Source organism: Microbacterium sp. LMC-P-041 (assembly GCF_030209555.1).
Classification (GTDB): domain Bacteria; phylum Actinomycetota; class Actinomycetes; order Actinomycetales; family Microbacteriaceae; genus Microbacterium.
Genome location: NZ_JARVRV010000001.1, coordinates 162279 through 183409 on the forward strand (window position 1 = coordinate 162279; position 21131 = coordinate 183409).

Genomic DNA, 21131 nt, shown 5'->3' on the forward strand with positions numbered 1-21131 from the left:
GTCAGTCCTCGACGAGCCTGCGCGCGAGTCCTTCATCGAGCACCACGTCCGTGATGAGGTCGGCGGCGATGGCGGCGCGGAGGCTGGCGAGCTTCGGAACACCGGACACCACGCACACGCGTCGGGGCACCCGCCGCAGCCGGTCGAGACCCGGACCCGTCGCCCGTGCGTTGACACGGATGTCCCTCCAGGATCCGTCCGCGCGGAAGAAGACCGTGGCCACGTCGCCGATCGCATGGTCCTCCCGGAGGCTCCGGTAGTCATCGCGACCGAGATAGCCGCCGACGTACACGCGACTGGGGACCTCCGCGGCCGGAGAGCCGAGACTGAACACGGCGATGTCCATCTTCGACTGCAGGTCGAGCACCCGCAGAGTGCTCCGCTCTCGCCACATCGCCTCGCGCGTCGAGGGATCGTCGAAGAACGCGGGCACGGGGAACTGCTGCACCTGCGCACCGAACGCGCTGCCGAAGCGCTGGAGGATGTCGCTCGAGTACTCGACCCCGCTGGTCTGCGTGTTCCCGGCACCGTTCAACTGCACGAACGTCGTGTTGTGCGTCTCCTTCTGCGTGAGACCACGACTGACCGCGCTGATCGTGGATCCCCACGCGACACCCACGATCATGTTCGAGTCGACGAACTGCGACAGCAGTCGCCCTGCGGTCAGGGCCACCCGCTCGAGCCTCTCGACCTCGCTGACGATCTCGGGGATGGGCACGACGTGGGCCACGAGGCGATGCCTGTCCCGGATGCGCTGCTCCAGCATGCCGAGTCGCTCGAGAGGCGAATTGATGCGGATGTCCACGAGTCCGCTCTCGCGGGCGAAGCTGAGCAGGCGAGACACCGATGATCGCGAGGTCTTCAGCTCCTGCGCGATCACCTCCATGGTCTTGTCCTGCATGTAGTAGAGCTGTGCCGCGGTGAGCGCGGCGATCAGCTTGGAATCGCGCGATCCCGCGTCAGACTGGCGCATGACGACCTCCTCGAGTCGATCTTTGCACATATGTGCAACGGGCTTGCGCGTGGTGGGCGATCAGGTCGAAGCTGGGAGCACGCACAGAGAAGGGTCGAAGATGATCGAGTCGACACACTCATCACCGGAACGCGCGGCAGTCCGCGCCGTCCGTGAGTCCGGACGCACGAGCGTCCTTGTCATCGGAGCCGGGATCAACGGGATCTCCGCGTTCCGTGATCTGGCGCTGCAGGGCGTCGACGTACTGCTCGTCGAGCGAGGCGACTTCGCCTCCGGCGCGTCGGCGGCGTCGAGCCACATGATCCACGGCGGCATCCGCTATCTCGAGAACGGCGAGTTCCGACTCGTGCGCGAATCGGTCGAAGAGCGCAACGGTCTGCTGAAGATCGCCCCGCACTACGTCAAGCCGCTCGAGACGACGATCCCCATCTACTCGACCTTCTCCGGCATCCTGTCCGCTCCCCTGCGCTTCCTCACGCACAAGAGCGGCAAGCCCCAGGAGCGTGGAGCGTTCCTGATCAAGGTCGGACTGACGATCTACGACACGTTCTCCCGCGACGGCGGCATGGTGCCCCGTCACCGGTTCCTGGGTCGCAAGCGCTCGCTCGCCGAGCTCCCCTCGCTCGACCCGAACATCAAGTACACGGCCACCTACTACGACGCGTCTATGCACGACCCGGAGCGCCTCGCGCTCGACGTCCTGCAGGACGGACGCGCCGCACACCCCGGCGCCGTCGCACTGAACTACGTCGAGGCGATCGCGCGGGACGGCGAGAAGGTCGTCCTCCGCGATCGTGAGAGCGGGACCGAGTTCACCGTCACCGCCGATGTCGTCGTGAACGCATCCGGTCCGTGGACCGATCTCACCAACGACGCGCTGGGCAACGACACGCGTTTCATGGGCGGCACCAAGGGATCCCACATCGTCCTCGACCACCCCGAGCTCCTCGAGGCGACGCGCGGACGCGAGATCTTCTTCGAGCACTCCGACGGTCGCATCGTCCTGATCTACCCGCTCAAGGGTCGCGTTCTCGTGGGAACGACCGACATCGATGCAGACCCCCGCGAGGTCCCGGTGTGCACCGAGGAGGAGATCGACTACTTCTTCGACCTCATCCACCACGTCTTCCCGACGATCGACGTGACCCGCGAGCAGATCGTCTTCAACTTCTCGGGGATCCGTCCGCTCCCCCGGCACGAGGACACCGCGCCGGGATTCGTCTCTCGCGACTATCGCATCGAAGTCGACGAGAAGGGTGCCGCCCCTCTCGTGAGTCTCGTCGGAGGCAAGTGGACCACCTTCCGAGCCCTCGGCGAATCGCTCTCCGATGTGGTGCTCGGTCTGATCGGTCGCCCCCGCACCGTGTCCACCGCCGGACGCGCCATCGGCGGAGGCCGTGACTTCCCGCGCACCGAGAAGGCACGTCGCATCTGGATCCAAGAGAACCTGCCCGGAGCCGGCGATCGCGCCGAGCGTCTTCTCGCCCGATACGGAACCCGCGCCGCGCAGGTCTGGGAGTTCATCGAGCAGGGAGACGACGCGCCTCTGGTCGGCGGCGACCTCTCGACGCGCGAGCTGGCATGGATGGTCGAGAACGAGATGGTCGCGCGACTGCAGGACGTCGTTCTGCGCCGCACCAGCATCGCTTTCACCGGCAACGCCGACGCGGATGTGCTCGAAGTGCTTGCAGACGCGCTGTCTCCTCTGCTCGACTGGGATCGCGCACGGCACGATGCCGAACTCGAGCAGACGCGGGCGCTGCTGAACGAACGCCATGGACTCCAGATCTCGTCACGCGCACGCGGCTGACGAGACATCCGAACACCGCCCTCCACGCGGTGTAATTCCCAACAAGTGCCAGGGCTAAGGGGCCCTGGCACTCAAGAAAGGTCAATGAAGACATGACTGAAGTGAATCTCGGTCTCTACTTCCTCTCGGAGTTCGTCGGCACAGCGCTGCTGATCCTCCTCGGATGTGGTGTGGTCGCCAACGTCGCGCTAGCCAAGAACAAGGGCTTCGGCGGCGGTTTCCTGATGGTCAACTGGGGATGGGGTCTCGCGGTCTTCGTGGGTGTCCTCGCCTCCGCCTACTCCGGCGCCATCCTGAACCCTGCTGTCGGCATCGGCCTTCTCGTCGCAGGCAAGATCGACTTCTCTCAGTTCGCGGTCGCGACCGGTGCTGAGCTGCTCGGCGCGATCGTCGGTGCGATCCTCACCTGGCTGGCCTACAAGCAGCACTTCGACGAGGAGCCCGACCCCGCCAACAAGCTCGGCGTCTTCTCGACCGGTCCCGCGATCCGCTCGTACGGCTGGAACCTCGTCACCGAGGTCATCGGCACGTTCGTCCTCGTGTTCGCGGTCTTCGCGTTCGCTGACTACGGCGACATCGAGATCGGCGTCCCCGGAGGCCTCGGCCCGCTCAGCGCCCTTCCCGTCGCACTCGTCGTGGTCGCCATCGGTGCATCGCTCGGTGGACCGACCGGATACGCGATCAACCCGGCACGTGACCTCGGCCCCCGCATCGCCCACGCCATCCTCCCGATCAAGGGCAAGGGTTCCAGCGACTGGTCCTACTCGTGGGTCCCGGTCGTCGGTCCGCTCATCGGTGGTGTCCTCGCCGCCGTCGCTGCGCCGGTACTGCTCAACCTCGCCTGAACCCGAACCTGACTTCAAAGGAGAACACAATGGCCGACTACATCATCGCCATCGATCAGGGCACCACCTCCAGCCGCGCGATCATCTTCGACAAGAAGGGCAGCATCGTCGCGACCGGTCAGAAGGAGCACGAGCAGATCCTGCCCAAGGCAGGCTGGGTCGAGCACGACCCCGCTGAGATCTGGCGCAACGTGCAGGAGGTCATCGGACTCGCACTGAGTCGCGCCGACCTGACGCGCCACGACATCGCCGCGGTCGGAATCACGAACCAGCGCGAGACCGCTGTGGTCTGGGACAAGACCACCGGCAAGGCCGTCTACAACGCCATCGTCTGGCAGGACACCCGTACGCAGGAGATCGTCGACCGCCTCGCGGCCGACGGCGGGGTCGAGCGGTTCAAGCCCATCGTGGGCCTCCCCCTCGCCACCTACTTCTCCGGCACCAAGATCGCCTGGATCCTCGAGAACGTCGAGGGCGCTCGCGAGAAGGCGGATGCCGGCGACCTCGTCTTCGGCACGACGGACAGCTGGGTGCTCTGGAACCTCACCGGCGGTGTCGACGGCGGCGTTCACGTGACGGACGTCACCAACGCCTCGCGCACGATGTTCATGGATCTCGAGACGCTCGAGTGGCGCGACGACATCCTCGAGGCGTTCGGCGTTCCCCGCTCGATGATGCCCGAGATCCGCTCCTCCTCCGAGGTCTACGGCGCAGCCGAGGACTCGTCACTGCTGCGCGAGACGCCGATCGCCGGCATCCTCGGCGACCAGCAGGCCGCGACCTTCGGCCAGGCCGCATTCAACACGGGCGAGAGCAAGAACACCTACGGCACCGGGTGCTTCCTGATCTTCAACACGGGTGAGGAGATCGTCCACTCGAAGAACGGCCTGCTCACCACTGTCGGCTACAAGCTCGGCGACGGACCGACGCACTACGCGCTCGAGGGCTCGATCGCCGTCACCGGATCCCTGATCCAGTGGCTGCGCGACCAGCTCGGCATCATCGGCTCCGCTCCCGAGGTCGAAGAACTCGCGAAGCAGGTCGACGACAACGGCGGCGTGTACATCGTCCCGGCGTTCTCCGGTCTGTTCGCGCCCTACTGGCGTCCGGACGCCCGCGGCGCCATCGTGGGCCTCACCCGCTACGCGAACAAGAATCACATCGCTCGCGCAGCGCTCGAGGCGGTCGCATTCCAGACCCGCGACGTGCTCGACGCCGTCAACGCGGATGCCGGAGTCGACCTCACGGAACTCAAGGTCGACGGCGGGATGGTCGCGAACGACGCGCTCATGCAGTTCCAGGCCGATGTGCTCGGTGTGCCGGTCGTTCGCCCCGTCGTGGCGGAGACGACAGCGCTCGGCGCCGCTTACGCGGCCGGTCTCGCCGTCGGATTCTGGAACGGACTCGACGATCTCTCCGCCAACTGGCAGGAGGACCGCCGTTGGGAGCCCTCCATGGAAGACGGAGAGCGCGATCGCCAGCTGCGTCTGTGGCGCAAGGCCGTCAGCAAGTCGATGGACTGGGTCGACGAAGACGTGAAGTGACCTCAGATACCTGAGTGGGCGGGCCCGGAGGATTCCTCCGGGCCCGCTTCATCATTCCGGCGCGACGTCATCGACTCGACGACGCGGAGGAAGGCGGACGTGACGTTGCGCGGGGCGCGATCGTCCCAGGCGACGTACTGAACCCGTACGGGACCATCGACGAGATCGACCGCCGCGACGTCGAAGGACGACGTAGCGATCACCCCCGGTGCCAGCAGTGAGATCGCGAGCCCCTGGGAGACGAGACCCAATATCAGCTCAGACGAGTCCGCTTGGAAGGGCACGTCACGTGTGATGCCGGCTGCCGCGAAGGCAGCGTCCGCCTGGGCGCGGCCAGATGTGCCCGCGGGAAAGTCCGCGAAGACCTCATCCGCGAGGTCGGCGAGGCTGACGCCGACATGCCCGGAGATGCGGTGAGCAGGGGATGCCGCGACGACAAGGCGTTCGCGGGCGAGTGCACGAAATGCCACGCTCCGAGGCTCGACGCCCTCTCGCAGTCCCAGCAGAGCGACATCGAGGTCGCCGCGCCGAACGGCCTCCACCAGCGTGTCGCTGTTGCCGACCGTGAGCTCGACCGCGGCATCCGGATGAGCGGCGCGGAACCGTGCGATCGCTTGCGGGACAGGGACGGCGCTGCCCGTGGGGATGACACCGAGATGAAGGGTGCCCACGACGCGGCCGGCCGTGGCAGCCGCAGCGTCACGCGCATCGTGCGCTGCTCTGACCGCCCGATTCGCATGGACGAGGAATGCCTCACCCGCCTCGGTGGTGCGTACGCTGCGGCTCGATCGGACGAACAGCCGCTGCCCGAGTTCCCGCTCGAGAGCAGCTATCTGGTGGCTCAGCGCCGACTGCGTCACGAAGCAGCGCTCGGCGGCGCGCGTGAAACTGGCGGACGACGCGACTTCGACGACGTATCTCAACTGCTGCAGATCCATGCATTCATGATCGCAGTTCATGTGTCAGGTGATAACCATGCGTTGGACTCATGGCTAATGGGCATTCAGGCTGAAGGAATGAACCGCCTCGCCCTGCTGCTGCTCACCGCGCTGGCCCCTCTGTCGTGGGGCACCACCTACCTCGTGACGACGGAGTTGCTCCCGACCGGTCATCCCCTCTTCGCAGGACTCCTCCGCGCGCTTCCTGCGGGACTCGTCGCACTGGCGATCGGTCGCGCTCTGCCGCGCGGAGCCTGGTGGCTGAGATCTCTCGCACTCGGAACCCTCAACATCGGCGCATTCTTCCCGCTCCTGTTCATCGCCGCGGAAAGGCTGCCCGGCGGAGTCGCCGCCGCCGTCGCGGGTGTCCAACCGCTGACCATCCTCGGACTGAGTGCTCTGCTGCTCGGAGACCGCATCCGCCCTGTCACGGCAATCGCTGCCGCCGTGGGTGCCGGAGGCGTCGCTCTCGTCGTGCTCGGACCAGCAGCCCAGCTCGATGCCCTCGGCATCCTGGCGGCACTCGGCGGGGTGACTGCGACCTCGGTGGGCATGATCCTCACCAAGCGCTGGGGGCGCCCGGCAGGCGTGGGGGCCGTCGCCTACGCGGGGTGGCAGCTGACTGCGGGCGGGCTGGTCCTGCTGCCCCTCGCCCTGTTGTTCGAAGGCACTCCCCCGACCGTCGACGGCGGAGCAGCGCTCGGGTACGTCTGGCTCGGATCGGTGGGAGGCCTGCTCGCCTACATACTGTGGTTTCGAGGCATCCAGCAGCTGCCGGTGATCGCACCCGGGCTGCTCGCTCTGCTCTCCCCCGTCGTGGCGACTCTGCTGGGCGCACTCGTCGCCGGCGAGAGGTTCACGACGGCTCAGGTCGTCGGTGTCGTTCTCGTCCTGGTCGCCCTCGTCGGAGGACAGCTGACCGCGCTCCGGCGACCACGCCGGTCGTCACGTGTTCCCGAACCGGCGCTGCCCGCGCGCCGACTCTGAAGGGACGCCTCAGCTCTTGCCGAAGAGCTTCTGGATCTCCGCGAGGTCGGCTTCGCTCGGCGCCTTCGCGCCCCCGAGACCGAAACCCGAACCCGTCGGAGTCGACGTCGGAGCGAGGCCGGCGTTCTCGGCGGCGCGCTTGGCGGGGTTGCCCGAACGTGAACCGCCGGAGGACTTGCCCTTCTTGCCGCGCTTCGACGACGCGCCGGGCTTGCCCATGCCGGGCATCGACCCCATGCCGGGGATGTTCGGGGTGCCACCGCGCGCGACGGTCTTCATCATCTTCGCGGCCTGATCGAAGCGCTGGACGAGCTGGTTGACATCCGTGACCGTCATTCCCGAACCGCGGGCGATACGCAGGCGACGCGAGCCGTTGAGGACCTTCGGATTGCGGCGCTCACCGGGAGTCATGGAGCGGATGATCGCCTCGGTGCGATCGATCTCGCGCTCGTCGAAGTCCTCGAGCTGCTGCTTCATCTGCCCCATGCCGGGAAGCATTCCCAGCATCTTCTTCATCGATCCCATCTTCTTCATCTGCTGAAGCTGGTCGAGGAAGTCTTCGAGTGTGAACTGCTCGGTCGCGAGCTTCTCGGCCATCTTGACGGCCTCTTCCTCATCGAAGGCCTGCTGGGCCTGCTCGATGAGGGTGAGGATGTCGCCGAGATCCAGGATCCGGCTGGCCATGCGATCGGGGTGGAACGGCTCGAGGTCTTCGAGGCGCTCACCGGTCGATGCGAAGATGATCGGGCGTCCGGTCACGGAGGCGACGGACAGCGCCGCACCACCGCGGGCATCTCCGTCGAGCTTCGACAGCACGACGCCGGTGAAGTCGACACCCTCCTGGAACGCACGAGCGGTGTTCACCGCATCCTGGCCGATCATGGCGTCGATGACGAAGAGAACCTCGTCGGGGTCGGTGGCCTTGCGGATGTCGGATGCCTGCTTCATGAGCTCGGCATCCACGCCCAGGCGTCCGGCGGTGTCGATGATGACCACGTCGTGCTGGTGACGTCGCGCATGCTCGACACCGTCACGCGAGACCTTGACCGGGTCGCCCACGCCGTTGCCCGGCTCGGGTGCGTAGACGGTGGCACCGGCCTGCTCGGCGACCACCTGGAGCTGGTTCACGGCGTTCGGGCGCTGGAGGTCCGCCGCGACGAGCAGAGGAGTGTGTCCCTCCCCCTCGAGCTGCTTCGCGAGCTTGCCCGCGAACGTCGTCTTACCCGAACCCTGGAGTCCTGCGAGCATGATGACCGTCGGCGCGGTCTTGGCGAACTGGAGACGACGCTGCTCGCCTCCGAGGATCTGCACGAGCTCCTCGTTGACGATCTGCACGACCTGCTGGGCCGGGTTCAGTGCCTTGTTGACCTCGTCGCCGAGGGCACGTTCGCGCACCTTCGCGGTGAAGTCCTTGACGACCGTGAGCGCGACGTCGGCGTCGAGCAGCGCACGCCGGATCTCGCGCACTGTGCCGTCGACGTCGGCCGCAGTGAGCTTTCCCTTCGTGCGAAGGTTGCGGAAGGTCTCGGTGAGCCGATCGGAGAGCGTGCCAAAGGTAGCCATGGTGACACCGAGTTTACGCGAATCCTGACCCGTTCTCCGCGCTCGCTGCCGCGGTCCACGGCAACCGCGCGATCGCGCGCACAGCGTCGGCGAATCGATCGCTGACCGAACCGCGACCTGCGCCGCTCTCGGCCCAGGCTCGCACCGCAGCGAGAACCGCGGCGGCCCACGTCGCTGCCGCGATGTCGGCGGTGAGCGCGGGGACGCCGGAGCGCCGGGCGAGATCGGCGAGGGTCGCAGCCAGGCGCGCCTGTCGCCGTGCGGCGTCCTGCTCGAGTTCGTCGTCGAGCCCCATCGCGGACGAGTTGTTGATCGCGAGTGCGAGGCTGTCGGGTGCGAAGTCGTCGACGAGAGCCGAGAGGATGCGTCTGACGTGCGCGCCGTCGCGATCTTCGTGCACCGCGACCAGATCTTCGACCGCACGACCGATGCGGTCGTCGAGACCGGACCAGAGCACGTCGCTCTTCGACGAGAAGTAGTTGAAGAAGCTCGAGCGGCTCACTCCGGCTCGCTGGGTGATGTCGGCGACCGAGGTGGCGTCGTACCCCTGCTCCAGGAACAGCTCGCAGGCAGCCTCGGCGAGAGTCTCCCGCGAAGACGCCTTCGGCCGCCCTGCTCGGCTCGTGCTGCTCATGTCAACACGCTACCGCGCGTCGCTGCGGCGCGCCGCCGTCAGTGCGGAGGAGTATTCTTAGACGCAATCCATCTATTGACGAGAGTGGTCTCCATGCTCGAGATACTGACGGCGGGTCTCGCCCCGGCGTACGTCCCCTACACCGTGGGCTGGGATCTGCAGCGCAGCATCCATGCCGACGTCGTGTCCGGCACCCGTCCGGACACGCTCATCCTCCTCGAGCATGAGGCCGTGTACACCGCCGGCAAGCGGACCGAGCCGCAGGAGCGCCCCCACGACGGCACTCCGGTGATCGACGTCGACCGCGGCGGGAAGATCACCTGGCATGGCCCCGGCCAGCTCGTGGGATACCCGATCGTCCGACTGCCCGAGCCGATGGACGTCGTCGCTCACGTCCGCCGCCTCGAGCGCATCCTGATCGACGTGCTCCGTCCGCTCGGCGTCGACGGGTACCAGGTCGAGGGACGCAGCGGCGTATGGGTCCGCCGCCCGCTCTCGGAGGACAAGGTCGCGGCGATCGGGGTGCGTGTGCAGCAGGGCGTCACGATGCACGGCTTCGCGATCAACTGCGACAACACTCTCGCGGGCTTCGGCGGCATCATCCCGTGCGGGATCACCGACGCGGGCGTGACGACGGTGAGCGAGGTCGTCGGTGCTGACGTCTCCCCCGCCGACATCAGCGCCTCCGTGTCCGCCGCCTTCCTCGCCGATTACTCGACCGCCGACCGTGTAGGAGCCTCCAGATGACCGCCGCACCCGAGGGACGCAAGCTCCTCCGCCTCGAGATCCGCAACGCCGAGACGCCCATCGAGCGCAAGCCGGAATGGATCAAGACGAAGGCGAAGATGGGGCCCGAGTACACCGCGCTCCACTCGCTGGTGAAAAGCGAGGACCTCCACACCGTGTGCCAGGAGGCGGGGTGTCCGAACATCTTCGAATGCTGGGAGGATCGAGAGGCGACCTTCCTCATCGGCGGGTCGCAGTGCACCCGTCGGTGCGACTTCTGCCAGATCGACACCGGCAAGCCCGACGCCTACGACACGGATGAGCCGCGCCGGGTCGCCGAGAGCGTCGTGCGGATGAACCTCCGCTATGCGACGGTCACCAGCGTCGCCCGCGACGACCTCCCGGACACCGGAGCCTGGCTGAATGCCGAGACCGTCCGGAAGATCCACGAGCTCAACCCGAACACCGGAGTAGAGCTGCTCGCCAACGAGCACAACGCCGATCCGGCCTTCCTCGGCCAGATCTTCGACGCACGCCCCGAGGTCTTCGCCCACAACGTCGAGACCGTGCCGCGCATCTTCAAGCGCATCCGCCCTGCATTCCGGTACGAGCGCTCGCTCGATGTGATCACCCAGGCACGCAACGCGGGACTGATCACCAAGTCCAACCTCATCCTCGGAATGGGCGAGGAACCGGAGGAGGTCGTCCAGGCGCTGAACGACCTGCACGACGCCGGCTGCGACATCATCACCATCACGCAGTATCTGCGGCCGTCTCCTCGTCACCTGCCTGTCGCACGGTGGGTCAAGCCGACCGAGTTCGTGGAGTTCAAGGAGGAGGCCGAGCGGATCGGCTTCCTCGGCGTGCTCGCAGGCCCCCTCGTGCGCTCGTCCTACCGCGCTGGCCGGCTGTGGGCGCAGTCGATGGTGTCGAAAGGACGCGAGATCCCGCCGCACCTGGCGCACATCGCCGAGAGTGCAGACCTCGGCTTCGCCCAAGCCGTCTGAACTGAGGCGGGAACGGTCAGTCCGCGCTCATCACGGATTGCACGCTGCCGTCGGAGCCGAGGTTCACGAGCAGGACGTCGTCGGTGGTGGTGGCGTCAAGCGCGTACTCCAACACGGCGAAGGGCTCGGACCCACCGTGCTCGTCGGCGAGGATCGTCATGCTCATGAGCCGGAGCGATCGGATGATGTCGACGGCGGCGTCACCGCTCACGTCGACGAGGACGTCTTCGAGCTCGTCACCATACGCCTCCTGCTGCTGAAGGATGTACTCGGTGACCTCGCTCGTGCGATCGTCGACCTCGGCGAGCATGCCCCGCCGCGAGACCGCGTCGACGTTCTCGATCCCCGCGATGAGCGAAGCGGCGATGTCGAGCGCGTCGGCAGAGACATCGTCCTGGTCGGGAGCCGTGAGGTCGACGGTGACGCTCTGGTCACCGAGCTCCACCGTCTCGGACCAGAAGATCGAGCCGTCGGGCCCTGAGGACAGGAGTCCGAAGTAGTCGTGTTCGATCGCCATAACGCTATGAAACCAGCCTCGTGCTCGCGGCGGTAGTCCCGTCGTCAGCCGACGAGCGACTTGACGAAGACATGGGGGGTGAATCCGGTCAGATCATCGATACCCTCGCCCTGCCCGAGGAGCTTGACGGGGATGCCGGTGCGCTCCTGCACGGCGAGGACGAAACCGCCCTTCGCCGATCCGTCGAGCTTGGTCAGGACGAGACCGGTGACGCCGGCATGCTGGAGGAAGGCCTCGGCCTGCATCACTCCGTTCTGCCCGGTCGTCGCGTCGAGCACGAGAAGGACCTCGCTGATCGGCGCCTGCTTCTCGATCACGCGACGGATCTTTCCCAGCTCATCCATCAGCCCGCCCTTGGTGTGCAGACGACCGGCCGTGTCGATGATCGCGATCTCGATGCCCTCACGCTGGGCGAACTCGATCGTCTGGTAGGCGACGGATGCCGGATCCTGGCCCTCCTGCTGGGGACGGACGATCGCCGCTCCCCCGCGCTGCGCCCAGGTGGCGAGCTGATCGACGGCCGCCGCACGGAACGTGTCGGCTGCGCCGACCACCACGCTGCGCTGGAACCCGCGGAGGAACTTGGTGAACTTGCCGATCGTCGTGGTCTTGCCGACGCCGTTGACGCCCACGACGAGCACGACCGCCGGTCGCTCGGTGAGCTTCAGGGTGGTGTCGAACTTCGCGAAGTGCTCCTCGAGCGTCTCGCGCAGCATCCGCTGGAGATCCTGCGGATCGGTCGTGCGGTAGCGCTCGACCTTCTCTCGAAGCTCCTCGACGACCCTCTCGCTGATGTCGGGACCGAAGTCAGCCGTGATGAGGGCGGTCTCGAGGTCCTCCCACGTCGTCTCGTCGATAGTGGGCTTGACGAACATCCCGCGCAGCGCGCGAGTGAGGGACCACGACTTCTCCGCCATGACTCCAGCCTACGGGTAGCGCCGTCAGACGGCGGCCGCGCGGTCGCCCACGCGCTGCCCGACGACCGCAGAGACGCCGTCCTGACGCATCGACACACCGTAGAGAGCGTCCGCGATCTCCATGGTTCGCTTCTGGTGGGTGATGACGAGCAGCTGCGAGCTCTCGCGAAGCTGCTCGAACACAGTGAGCAGGCGGCCGAGATTGGCGTCGTCGAGCGCCGCCTCGACCTCGTCGAGGATGTAGAAGGGGCTCGGGCGCGCCTTGAAGATGGCGACGAGCAGCGCGACCGCGGCGAGGGAGCGTTCACCTCCCGAGAGCAGGGAGAGCCGCTCGATCTTCTTGCCGACCGGACGCACCGACACCTCGATGCCCGTGGTGAGCATGTTCTCGGGATCTGTGAGCGAGATGCTTCCGGATCCGCCGGGGAACAGCAGCGGGAAGACCTCTCCGAACGCGACCCTCGTGTCTTCGAACGCGCTCGCGAAGATCGTCTGCATCCGCTCGTCGAGATCGGCGATGATCGTGAGCAGATCCTGACGGGTCTGGGTCAGGTCGGCGAGCTGTTCGGTGAGGAATGCATGGCGCTGCTCGAGTGCCGCGAACTCCTCCAGCGCGAGCGGGTTCACGCGTCCGAGTTGAGCGAGCTTGCGCTCCGCATCAGCCAGTCGACGCTGCTGAATCCGTCGATCGAACGGGATCGCCGTGTCGAGCTGCTCGTCATCGGCGGGCTCCGCAGCGGGGTCCCGCGGAACGAGCTGGTCGGGACCATATTCCGCAACGAGAATATCTTCGTCGAGCGCGAGCTCCGAGGCCACCCGCTCCAGGAGGCTGTTGAGGTGCAGCTTCTTCTCATGGATCTGCAGCTCGAGACCGTGGACGCTCTCGGTGAGGCCGGCCAACCTCTCCCGGAGCGAGGTCTCCTGCGCGCGCAGAGCCGTCAACTCCTGGTTCTGCGCCGATCGCGCCGACTCCGCCTCGGCCAGCGCGACGCGTGCCTCGGTGACGGACCGATCGATCGAATCGAGGATGCGCGGGAGCTCTAGCGCGACGCCGGATGCCGCCTCGCGCTGCGCACGGCGGATGACGGCCCGGCGCGCTGCCTCGGCAGCCGCGTCCCGCTCCTGCTCGCGCTGCCGCTCGAGACCGACGACCCGGGACTGGGCAGCGCGCACGCGCTCACGCAGCGTCTCGATCTCCAGGCGAGCCCTGACCTCACCCTCGCGTGCGATCTCGAGCGCTTCGAGCAGTCCGTCACGCGCTGAGGCGTCGAGCACGGGCCGCGGCGCCGCGACAGCGGCGTCCCACTCGGCCTTGGCTGCCTCCGACGCGGCCTCGGCCTCCTGCACCGCGCTCTGCGCCTGCGCGAGCCCGTTCTCGAGTCGCTCGCACTCGGCGACCGCCGACTCGTGGGTGACCGTGATGCGGTTGACCTGCTCGGCGTGCGTCGCCAGCGCGGCATCGTGCTCGCGGAGCGCCCGGAGCGCGTCCTTCGCCAGACGACGGGATGTCTCGACGGACTCGTTCGCGTCCTCACGCGCCTCCCGCAGCGAGTCGACGATGACCTGCACTTCGGCCAGGCGGTCGTTCGCCGCGTCTCGTTCGGCGGCGAGTTCGAGGCGCGAGCGTTCGCCGCCGGAACCCGTGCGCAGAGTCTGAGCGGTGACGACGTCGCCGGCGGTGGTCACGATCGTGGTGGTGGTGTCGCCGGCGAGATCGAGTGACAGTCGCGCGGCACGCGCTGCGTCGAGGCTGTCTGCGATGACGACGTGCGACAGGATGCCGAGGACGCCGTCCGGCGCCGTGACCGTGTCGACCGCGCGGGTCACCCCATCGATGGCGGGCAGCTCGATCGACGGACGCGCGGAGTCGGCGATCACGAAATCGACCACTCCCCGTCGCTGCTCCGACGCGTCGCCGGCGAGGTCGAACGCATCGTCCGCGCCGTCGACGAGGACGCCTTCGGCGAGGGGACCCAGCACCGCCGCGACGGCAGCTTCGAATCCGCTCCTGACCTGCACCGAGTCGCCCACGAGTCCGCGTATCCCCGGACCGCCGGTCTTCACGATCTCCGCGGCTCCTCCGGAGATCGCGAGCGCGCTCCCGAGCGCCGCCGACTTCGCGGTGAGCGCGTCGACCTCGCGTTCCGCCGCGTGCAGCCGCTCACGGAGTGTCTCCCGCTCGGCTTCGGCCGCCGTCGCAGCCCGCTGCGCGCTCTCGTACGTTGCGGAATGCTCGGCTGCCGTGCCCTCAGGCGCCTCTGCATCGGCGATCGCCTCGAGGGCTTCCGCTGCGTCACGACGGCGCGCGTTCGCCGCCTCGAGAGCGTTCTCCTGTCGAAGAACCGCGCCCCGCACGGCAGCGAGAGCGGACGCGGCCGCATCGGCTGTGCCACGCAGCGAACTGATGCGCATGTCGTACTCCGACACCAGCGCGCTCTGTTCGGCGATGTCGACGTCGAGAGTGTCGAGTTCGGCGCGCGCGAGCATCACCTCGCGGCTCGCCACGGTCGCCGCTTCCTGGGCGTCACCGAGGCCAGCGGAGATCACGGTGATCTCATCCTTCGCCTCGTCGATCGTGCTCTGCGTGACCGTGACGGCGGTCACGGCCGCGTCATCGTCGTCCGAGCCGAGCAGCGCGAGCCGCTGATTGGCCAGAGTGTAAAGCCCGCGCATCCGCTCCTGCACCTGTTCGAGACCGAAGGCGACGCTGCGCGCCTGATCCACCGCGGCCGAGTTCTGATCCTGCTCGAGCCGTGCGATGTTCGCCCGCACCGCCTCCGCCTGATCGGACAGCACCAGTCGTTCGGTATGTCTCTCGTTCTCCGTGCGCGTGTGATCGGCCAGGGCGGTGCGCAGCGCCACGACGTCGTCGGCGAAGATCCGGGCCTTGGCATCGCGGACGACCGCGGCGATCGTCTGCGCCTCTCGCGCGATCTCGGCCTGGCGTCCCAGCGGCTTCAGTTGACGGCGGATCTCACCCGCGAGGTCGCTCAATCGCGTGAGGTTGGTCTCCATCGCATCGAGCTTGCGAAGGGTCTTCTCCTTGCGCCGCCGATGCTTGAGGATGCCCGCGGCCTCTTCGATGAAGCCACGACGATCTTCCGGCGATGCCTGGAGCACTGTGTCCAGCCGGCCCTGTCCGACGATGACGTGCATCTCGCGTCCCAGCCCCGAGTCGCTGAGGAGCTCCTGCAGATCGAGCAGGCGGCAGTTCTCTCCGTTGATCGCGTACTCGCTCGATCCGTTGCGGAACAGAGTCCGGCTGATCGTGACCTCGGCGAACTCGATCGGCAGTGCTCCGTCGCTGTTGTCGATCGTCAGCTGCACCTCGGCGCGGCCCAGCGGCCCCCGGGTCGAGGTGCCTGCGAAGATGACGTCTTCCATCTTGCCGCCGCGCAGCGTCTTGGCCCCTTGTTCGCCCATGACCCACGCGAGGGCGTCCACCACGTTGGACTTGCCTGACCCGTTGGGTCCGACGATGCAGGTGACACCCGGCTCGAAGACGAAGCTGGTCGGCTGCGCGAAGGACTTGAACCCCTTGAGGGTCAGGCTCTTCAGATGCATGCGCGTACCGCGTCTCGGGGGTGAATCACGCCCATACGCTACCGGAATGACGGCTCAGAACGGGCATCCCGCGCGGGTTCGCAGTGAACCGGAATTCCGCGCGACACGCCGATCCACGCCGGTCATGCTTGACGGACACGCCCGGGTTTCGCTACCGTAACCTCCGGATCGCCACACGAAAGGAGGTTACCGATGATCACTCAGCTCACTGCTCAGGCCACTGGCCTCGCCGCGCCATTCGCGCCGCGCTCTGCGCACTCGGTAACCGCCGGCGTCCGTCGAAGCGCTCTCTCGTAGAACCGCAGCCCGAGAACTCTGCCCCGAACCATCCACCGGTCTCCGACCTGTGACGGGGCTTCTCGCCCGCTCTACTCCGCGCTCCGCCCTCTGATCCTCTCCGGATCACGGCTCTCCGCCGATCCCGGCGCTCGCCTTCGGGCGCACCGGGCTCTCGACTCTCACCGCGCACCGCCGCCCTTCACCGAAGGCCCGGCGGCCGCGTTCGCCGCACCCATCACCACCATTCATCTCGAAGGAATCATCGTGAACACCACGCTGTACCGCAGCATCCCCCACCCTCCGGATACCGAGGACCAGCAGGTCCTCCACATCCCCGCACCCGATGAGCTGCGGCGCCTCGCGCTGGCAGATCGTCTCTCTCTCCGGATCGGCCTCTGGCTGCTCCAGAGGGCACAGCGCCCTCGCCCGGTACGTCGTATCGCCGCCGCCGAAGCGGATGCGCTGCGTCTCGATCGACGTGATCGCACGCCGGGCGAGACCTACGCCCTGCTCACCTACGACCTGCAGCGTCAGCTGCGCTGACCTGGAGATCACCATGAGCATTCCGCTCACCCCTGATGCGTCGCTGCATCCGCTCGTGCTGCCGGCACGAGCGGATGCGGCTGACGCCGCCGAATTCCGTGAGCTCGCCCGTGTTCGCAACGCCGTCTACCGAGAACTCACCGGACGCACCGAGCAGGATCTGACGCCAGAGGCGCTGCTTCCGATCCTGCGCTCTCGCAAAGAGCGCACGACTGCCGTGTGGGCGGTGCGCGTCGGAGGCGAGATCGTCGGGCGCACAGTCATCGACATTCCTCATGAGGAGGGGTCGCGTGTGGCGATCGCCGCGATCGAGATCCACCCCCGTGTCTGGGGTCAGGGGATCGGAACCGCGATCCTGCCGCACGTCGAGGCCTTCGCCCGTCTCCACGGCCGCGCGGTCATTCAGAACTGGACGGAGCAGCCGGCCAGCGACGGACCCAGGCTGCAGGCGAAGACGGGCTTCGGCAGCGTTCCGGACGATCACGTCGCACGATTCCTCATCCGCCATGGATTCACCCTCGAGCAGGTCTATCGGGTGAGCCGCCTCGCGGTCACCCAGGAGACGGTTCAGCGTGCCGAGGAGCTGCGGGAGGACGCGCGAGCGCTCTCACAGGACTATCGCGTGCTCCAGTGGATGCTTCCGACGCCACCGGAGCACGTCGACGGCTACGCATGGCTCAAGTCGCGCATGTCGACCGACGCCCCCTCGGCCGATCTCGAGACCGACGAGGAGGCCTGGGACGCAGAGCGTCTGGTCGCCACGGAGAAGAGAGTCGCGGAGATGGGCCAGATCATGCAGGTGACTGTCGCGCAGCACATCCCGACAGGCGAGCTCACCGCATTCACCGAACTCGGAATCGGTCCGGATCCCACCGCCACCACACACCAGCACGACACCCTGGTGCTCACCGAGCACCGCGGCCATCGTCTGGGGCAACTCGTGAAGTGCGAAGCGTTCCTGTCGTGGACAGGCATCGCTCCCGCGTCACGCGACGTGATCACTTACAACGCCGAGGAGAACCGGCCGATGCTCGCCATCAACGAGGCGATGGGATTCACGGCCATCGCCTACGAAGGCGCGTGGAAGAAGGAGCTGTCATGAACACAAGCACACTGACGATCACACCTCTGGCCGTCCCCCGCGCGCTGGACGCCGAGGATGCCGCGGACTTCCGCGCATACGGAGAGCTCAACAGGCAGATCTGCGAGGAGCTGGTCGGTCTGCCCGACATCGCCCCCGATGCCGCGCAGATGCTCGCATCGTGGCAGGATCCCAGCGATACCCTGCAGACCGGGTTCGTCGCCAGGCTCGGAACCGAGATCGTCGGCATGATCACTCTCTCCTACGCTCAGGAGGCGGACGCGAACGCCGCAGAGGCGGACCTCCTCGTGCCGGAGAAGCACTGGGGACGCGGTGTCGAAGACGCTCTCCTGTCGCTCGCCGAGTCGGAGGCGCGCGCACACGGCCGCTCTCTGGTGCAGACCTGGACGCTGCACAGGCCCATGGAGTCGGACCGGATGATCACACCGCGAACAGGGTGGGGTCGCATTCCGGCGATTCCGCTGTCGGACGCTCTCGTCGCCCGCGGATACGAGTTCGAACAGGTCGAACGCAACAGCGAGCTCGATCTGCGCTCCGACCCCGCCCCGCTGCGGGCCGCTCTGGAATCGGCGAAGACCGCCGCCGGCGACGATTACCGGGTGCTCCAGTGGATGGCGCCGACACCGCCTGAGTTCCGCGACGGGTACGCGGCGATCCTCGCTCGCCTGTCTACCGACGCCCCGAGCGGCGACATGGACTTCGTCGCCGAGGAGTGGGATGCGGAACGTGTCGTGCGACGTGAGCGACGGCTCACGGGGGCCGGTCAGGCTCTGTCGATCGTCGCGGTGCAGCATGTGCCCAGTGGCGACATGGTGGCCTACAACGAGCTGCTCGTCGGGGCGGACCGCGCAGGAGTGACCCACCAGCTCGGCACTCTGGTGTCTCGCGAGCACCGCGGGCACCGTCTCGGCACGATCGTCAAGTGCGCGAATCTCCTCCGTTGGAGAGAGCTCATGCCGCTCACCCCGACGGTCTCGACGTTCAACGCAGAGGAGAACCGTCCCATGTTGAGCATCAACGAGGCGATCGGTTTCGCGCCTGTCTCCTATGCGGGAGCGTGGCAGAAGCGGATCTGATCGAGATCATCCGAGCGGTGTACACGGCCGGCCACGGATCATCCGCCCGGCCGACGCAGCGGTCTCCGTATGGCCGCGAGGCTGGATGCATGAACACGACGGTCCTCGACGCACGCTCTCTGACCAAGTCCTACGGAACGACCCGCGCACTCGCCGGGGTGGATCTCACCATCCACCGCGGCGAGTCGGTCGCCATCATGGGTGCCTCCGGGTCGGGCAAGACCACTCTCCTCCATGTCCTCGCCGGCATCATCAGTCCGGACTCGGGCACCGTGTCGTTCCAGCCCTCGGTCGGTCAGGCGGTGGAACTCGCCGGACTCGGAGAATCCGCTCGTTCCCGGCTGCGGAGAGAGCGGTTCGGGTTCGTCTTCCAGCAGGGTCTGCTCATTCCGGAGCTCACGGCGGTCGAGAACGTGGCGCTCGCATCGATGATCAACGGAGTGAAGAGAGCACAGGCCACCGCTCACGCGGCGTCCTGGCTCGCCGCGCTCGGGCTGGCCGGGATGGAGGACCGCCGAATCGGCGAGCTGTCCGGCGGGCAGGCGCAGCGCGTCGCGATCGCACGGGCTCAGGCGACGGGTGCGGAACTCGTGTTCGCCGACGAGCCGACCGGCGCCCTCGACTCGCACACGTCGCAGGACGTGATGAATGCGCTGCTGTGGTCGACGACGGGCCAAGGGCGCACGCTGCTCGTCGTGACACACGATGCAGACGTGGCGGCGCGCTGCTCGCGGATCGTCTCCGTGCGCGACGGCCAGATCATCTCGTCGGCGGTGACGGCATGAACGCCCGCGTCCTGGCTGTGCTTCTTCGTGCCGGGACGGGAGAGAAAGCGGTGCTCGCGCTTCCGCTCATCGCTTTCGGCATCGTCACCGCCCTCGTGCTGACCGTCGTGGGCGGGGCTCAGTCGTTCTGGACCTGGACCGATGAGTACGCGCCGGTGTACCAGGCGTTGGCCGCGATCGCGCTCGTGCTCCTCATCGTCCCGCTGATGAATCTCGGCGGGGCGGCCGCCCGTCTCTCAGCCCGCCGTCGTGACGAGCGTCTCTCGACCCTGCGGCTTCTCGGCGTGACGCCTCTGGGCGTCGGCGTCGCTACGGTCATCGAATCCATGATCGTCGCGGCCGCCGGTGCCGTCGCCGGAGTCGTCGTCCATCTCGCCCTCACCCCTCTCGTCGGACTCATCCCGTTCCGTGGCACGGCTCTCGGCGTCGAGGCGATCATGCTCTCGCCCTTCAGCGTTCTCGCCGTCGTGGGAGGCGTCCTTCTCGTGGCGGCAGCGAGTGCTGTGCTGGGGCTCCGGCGCGTGATCATCTCGCCCCTCGGCGTGCGCCTGCGGACGACCGTCTCCACCGCGCACTGGTTCCGCGCGATCATCGCAGTCTCCGTTCTTGCGCTCGTGTTCGTCCTTGTCACGGTCTTCCCGTCCGTCGCAGGACTCGCGGCGACCATCACCGTCCTCGCCCTGTTGTTCGCCGTCTCCCTGGCGGTGCTCAACGTGATCGGACCATGGGCCCTGAAGGTCGCCGCCGGCCGTCAGCTGCGCAAGGCCGAGCACGCAGATCGGCTGCTCGCCGCCCGTCTGGTGCTGGACTCCCCCAAAGCCGCGTGGCGTCAGGTGAGCGGCATCGCGATGGCGAGCTTCATGGCCGTGTTCGCAGGAACCGGAGTCTCCCTGATGAATGTGATGAACAGCGGCGACGCGACGTCCGCGGATGCGGCCCTCGCCGCGGACATGCGCACCGGCCTCGTCATCACCCTCGTCGCTTCATTCCTGATGGTCGCGGCGTCCGTGGGGGTCAATCAAGCCGCGGCCGTTCTCGATCAGGAGGAACTCCACCGGAGTCTGCACCGGCTGGGCGTGCCGCTCGCGATCGTCGACAGCGCACGCCGCCGGGCGATCATGTCTCCACTCCTCGTGACCGCGATCGGCTCGGCGACCTGTGCCGGCGTGCTGGTCTTCCCGCTGCTGGGGATCGCCCTGGTCACGGCACCCGAGTCTCTCCTCACGATCGCGCTCGTCCTGGCCGTGGGGATCGGAATCGTCTGGATGAGCACTCGAGCGACGCGGCCCCTGCTCGCCCGGTCGTTCGAGATGGTGTGAGT

Annotated in this window: 18 protein-coding genes; 11 read left to right on the forward strand and 7 right to left on the reverse strand. The window is 67.3% G+C overall.

Annotated elements, in window-relative coordinates; all coding sequences use genetic code 11:
• Position 1 precedes the first annotated feature (1 nt).
• A complete protein-coding gene (locus QRN21_RS00815; protein ID WP_053099094.1) occupies positions 2 to 973 on the reverse strand; it encodes a sugar-binding transcriptional regulator in 972 nt (323 codons plus the stop codon).
• A 100-nt stretch (positions 974 to 1073) separates the two neighbouring features.
• Between QRN21_RS00815 and QRN21_RS00820 the strand changes: the two genes are divergently transcribed.
• The 3 genes from QRN21_RS00820 to glpK all read left to right on the forward strand — a co-directional run bounded on the left by QRN21_RS00820 (position 1074) and on the right by glpK (position 5172).
• Positions 1074 to 2783, forward strand: a complete 1710-nt coding sequence (locus tag QRN21_RS00820; protein WP_285362932.1) for a glycerol-3-phosphate dehydrogenase/oxidase — start codon at positions 1074 to 1076, stop codon at positions 2781 to 2783.
• Positions 2784 to 2875: 92 nt separating this feature from the next.
• A complete protein-coding gene (locus QRN21_RS00825; RefSeq protein WP_053095936.1) occupies positions 2876 to 3628 on the forward strand; it encodes an MIP/aquaporin family protein in 753 nt (250 codons plus the stop codon).
• Positions 3629 to 3657: 29 nt separating this feature from the next.
• Positions 3658 to 5172 carry a glycerol kinase GlpK gene (glpK, locus tag QRN21_RS00830; protein WP_053095934.1) on the forward strand — a complete coding sequence of 505 codons (1515 nt, stop codon included), beginning with the start codon at positions 3658 to 3660 and terminating at the stop codon, positions 5170 to 5172.
• A 2-nt stretch (positions 5173 to 5174) separates the two neighbouring features.
• Here the strand turns inward: glpK and QRN21_RS00835 are convergent, their stop codons facing one another.
• On the reverse strand, positions 5175 to 6110 hold the full coding sequence (locus QRN21_RS00835) for a LysR family transcriptional regulator (RefSeq protein ID WP_053095933.1): 936 nt from the start codon (positions 6108 to 6110) through the stop codon (positions 5175 to 5177).
• A gap of 78 nt (positions 6111 to 6188) precedes the next feature.
• On the opposite strand from QRN21_RS00835, the gene QRN21_RS00840 reads away from it, so the two are divergent.
• Positions 6189 to 7097, forward strand: a complete 909-nt coding sequence (locus QRN21_RS00840) for an EamA family transporter (RefSeq protein ID WP_056278667.1) — start codon at positions 6189 to 6191, stop codon at positions 7095 to 7097.
• A 9-nt stretch (positions 7098 to 7106) separates the two neighbouring features.
• Here QRN21_RS00840 and ffh read toward each other — a convergent pair whose 3' ends face one another.
• Positions 7107 to 8660 (reverse strand): signal recognition particle protein, encoded by a 1554-nt coding sequence (gene ffh, locus QRN21_RS00845; RefSeq protein WP_053095928.1) that lies wholly within the window; start codon positions 8658 to 8660, stop codon positions 7107 to 7109.
• 13 nt (positions 8661 to 8673) lie between these two features.
• Positions 8674 to 9294 (reverse strand): TetR/AcrR family transcriptional regulator, encoded by a 621-nt coding sequence (locus QRN21_RS00850; RefSeq protein WP_053095926.1) that lies wholly within the window; start codon positions 9292 to 9294, stop codon positions 8674 to 8676.
• 93 nt (positions 9295 to 9387) lie between these two features.
• Between QRN21_RS00850 and lipB the strand changes: the two genes are divergently transcribed.
• On the forward strand, positions 9388 to 10041 hold the full coding sequence (gene lipB / locus QRN21_RS00855; RefSeq protein ID WP_285362933.1) for a lipoyl(octanoyl) transferase LipB: 654 nt from the start codon (positions 9388 to 9390) through the stop codon (positions 10039 to 10041).
• On the forward strand, positions 10038 to 11027 hold the full coding sequence (gene lipA / locus QRN21_RS00860) for a lipoyl synthase (RefSeq protein ID WP_053095923.1): 990 nt from the start codon (positions 10038 to 10040) through the stop codon (positions 11025 to 11027). The genes lipB and lipA overlap by 4 nt, the downstream gene beginning before the upstream one ends.
• Before the next feature lie 16 nt (positions 11028 to 11043).
• Here lipA and QRN21_RS00865 read toward each other — a convergent pair whose 3' ends face one another.
• Genes QRN21_RS00865 through smc form a run of 3 tightly spaced genes read right to left on the reverse strand, consistent with a single transcriptional unit; the run spans position 11044 to position 16025 of the window.
• A complete protein-coding gene (locus tag QRN21_RS00865; RefSeq protein ID WP_053095921.1) occupies positions 11044 to 11544 on the reverse strand; it encodes a DUF2004 domain-containing protein in 501 nt (166 codons plus the stop codon).
• Positions 11545 to 11588: 44 nt separating this feature from the next.
• A complete protein-coding gene (gene ftsY, locus QRN21_RS00870; protein WP_053095919.1) occupies positions 11589 to 12461 on the reverse strand; it encodes a signal recognition particle-docking protein FtsY in 873 nt (290 codons plus the stop codon).
• A gap of 24 nt (positions 12462 to 12485) precedes the next feature.
• Positions 12486 to 16025 (reverse strand): chromosome segregation protein SMC, encoded by a 3540-nt coding sequence (smc, locus tag QRN21_RS00875; RefSeq protein ID WP_285362934.1) that lies wholly within the window; start codon positions 16023 to 16025, stop codon positions 12486 to 12488.
• 543 nt (positions 16026 to 16568) lie between these two features.
• Between smc and QRN21_RS00880 the strand changes: the two genes are divergently transcribed.
• The 5 genes from QRN21_RS00880 to QRN21_RS00900 all read left to right on the forward strand — a co-directional run bounded on the left by QRN21_RS00880 (position 16569) and on the right by QRN21_RS00900 (position 21129).
• Positions 16569 to 16847, forward strand: a complete 279-nt coding sequence (locus tag QRN21_RS00880; RefSeq protein ID WP_053095916.1) for a hypothetical protein — start codon at positions 16569 to 16571, stop codon at positions 16845 to 16847.
• 13 nt (positions 16848 to 16860) lie between these two features.
• A complete protein-coding gene (locus QRN21_RS00885; protein WP_285362935.1) occupies positions 16861 to 17949 on the forward strand; it encodes a GNAT family N-acetyltransferase in 1089 nt (362 codons plus the stop codon).
• A complete protein-coding gene (locus QRN21_RS00890; RefSeq protein ID WP_230100546.1) occupies positions 17946 to 19025 on the forward strand; it encodes a GNAT family N-acetyltransferase in 1080 nt (359 codons plus the stop codon). The genes QRN21_RS00885 and QRN21_RS00890 overlap by 4 nt, the downstream gene beginning before the upstream one ends.
• Positions 19026 to 19114: 89 nt before the next feature.
• Positions 19115 to 19810, forward strand: a complete 696-nt coding sequence (locus tag QRN21_RS00895; protein ID WP_053099093.1) for an ABC transporter ATP-binding protein — start codon at positions 19115 to 19117, stop codon at positions 19808 to 19810.
• Positions 19807 to 21129, forward strand: a complete 1323-nt coding sequence (locus QRN21_RS00900) for an FtsX-like permease family protein (RefSeq protein ID WP_285362937.1) — start codon at positions 19807 to 19809, stop codon at positions 21127 to 21129. The genes QRN21_RS00895 and QRN21_RS00900 overlap by 4 nt, the downstream gene beginning before the upstream one ends.
• Positions 21130 to 21131 lie beyond the last annotated feature (2 nt).

What these genes read in the sequence shown, in the direction of transcription:
- QRN21_RS00815 (WP_053099094.1), bottom strand. Translation starts at nt 973, where the DNA reads ATGCGCCAGTCTGACGCGGGATCGCGCGATTCCAAGCTGATCGCCGCG.
- QRN21_RS00820 (WP_285362932.1), top strand. Translation starts at nt 1,074, where the DNA reads ATGATCGAGTCGACACACTCATCACCGGAACGCGCGGCAGTCCGCGCC.
- QRN21_RS00825 (WP_053095936.1), top strand. Translation starts at nt 2,876, where the DNA reads ATGACTGAAGTGAATCTCGGTCTCTACTTCCTCTCGGAGTTCGTCGGC.
- glpK (WP_053095934.1), top strand. Translation starts at nt 3,658, where the DNA reads ATGGCCGACTACATCATCGCCATCGATCAGGGCACCACCTCCAGCCGC.
- QRN21_RS00835 (WP_053095933.1), bottom strand. Translation starts at nt 6,110, where the DNA reads ATGGATCTGCAGCAGTTGAGATACGTCGTCGAAGTCGCGTCGTCCGCC.
- QRN21_RS00840 (WP_056278667.1), top strand. Translation starts at nt 6,189, where the DNA reads ATGAACCGCCTCGCCCTGCTGCTGCTCACCGCGCTGGCCCCTCTGTCG.
- ffh (WP_053095928.1), bottom strand. Translation starts at nt 8,660, where the DNA reads ATGGCTACCTTTGGCACGCTCTCCGATCGGCTCACCGAGACCTTCCGC.
- QRN21_RS00850 (WP_053095926.1), bottom strand. Translation starts at nt 9,294, where the DNA reads ATGAGCAGCACGAGCCGAGCAGGGCGGCCGAAGGCGTCTTCGCGGGAG.
- lipB (WP_285362933.1), top strand. Translation starts at nt 9,388, where the DNA reads ATGCTCGAGATACTGACGGCGGGTCTCGCCCCGGCGTACGTCCCCTAC.
- lipA (WP_053095923.1), top strand. Translation starts at nt 10,038, where the DNA reads ATGACCGCCGCACCCGAGGGACGCAAGCTCCTCCGCCTCGAGATCCGC.
- QRN21_RS00865 (WP_053095921.1), bottom strand. Translation starts at nt 11,544, where the DNA reads ATGGCGATCGAACACGACTACTTCGGACTCCTGTCCTCAGGGCCCGAC.
- ftsY (WP_053095919.1), bottom strand. Translation starts at nt 12,461, where the DNA reads ATGGCGGAGAAGTCGTGGTCCCTCACTCGCGCGCTGCGCGGGATGTTC.
- smc (WP_285362934.1), bottom strand. Translation starts at nt 16,025, where the DNA reads ATGCATCTGAAGAGCCTGACCCTCAAGGGGTTCAAGTCCTTCGCGCAG.
- QRN21_RS00885 (WP_285362935.1), top strand. Translation starts at nt 16,861, where the DNA reads ATGAGCATTCCGCTCACCCCTGATGCGTCGCTGCATCCGCTCGTGCTG.
- QRN21_RS00890 (WP_230100546.1), top strand. Translation starts at nt 17,946, where the DNA reads ATGAACACAAGCACACTGACGATCACACCTCTGGCCGTCCCCCGCGCG.
- QRN21_RS00895 (WP_053099093.1), top strand. Translation starts at nt 19,115, where the DNA reads ATGAACACGACGGTCCTCGACGCACGCTCTCTGACCAAGTCCTACGGA.
- QRN21_RS00900 (WP_285362937.1), top strand. Translation starts at nt 19,807, where the DNA reads ATGAACGCCCGCGTCCTGGCTGTGCTTCTTCGTGCCGGGACGGGAGAG.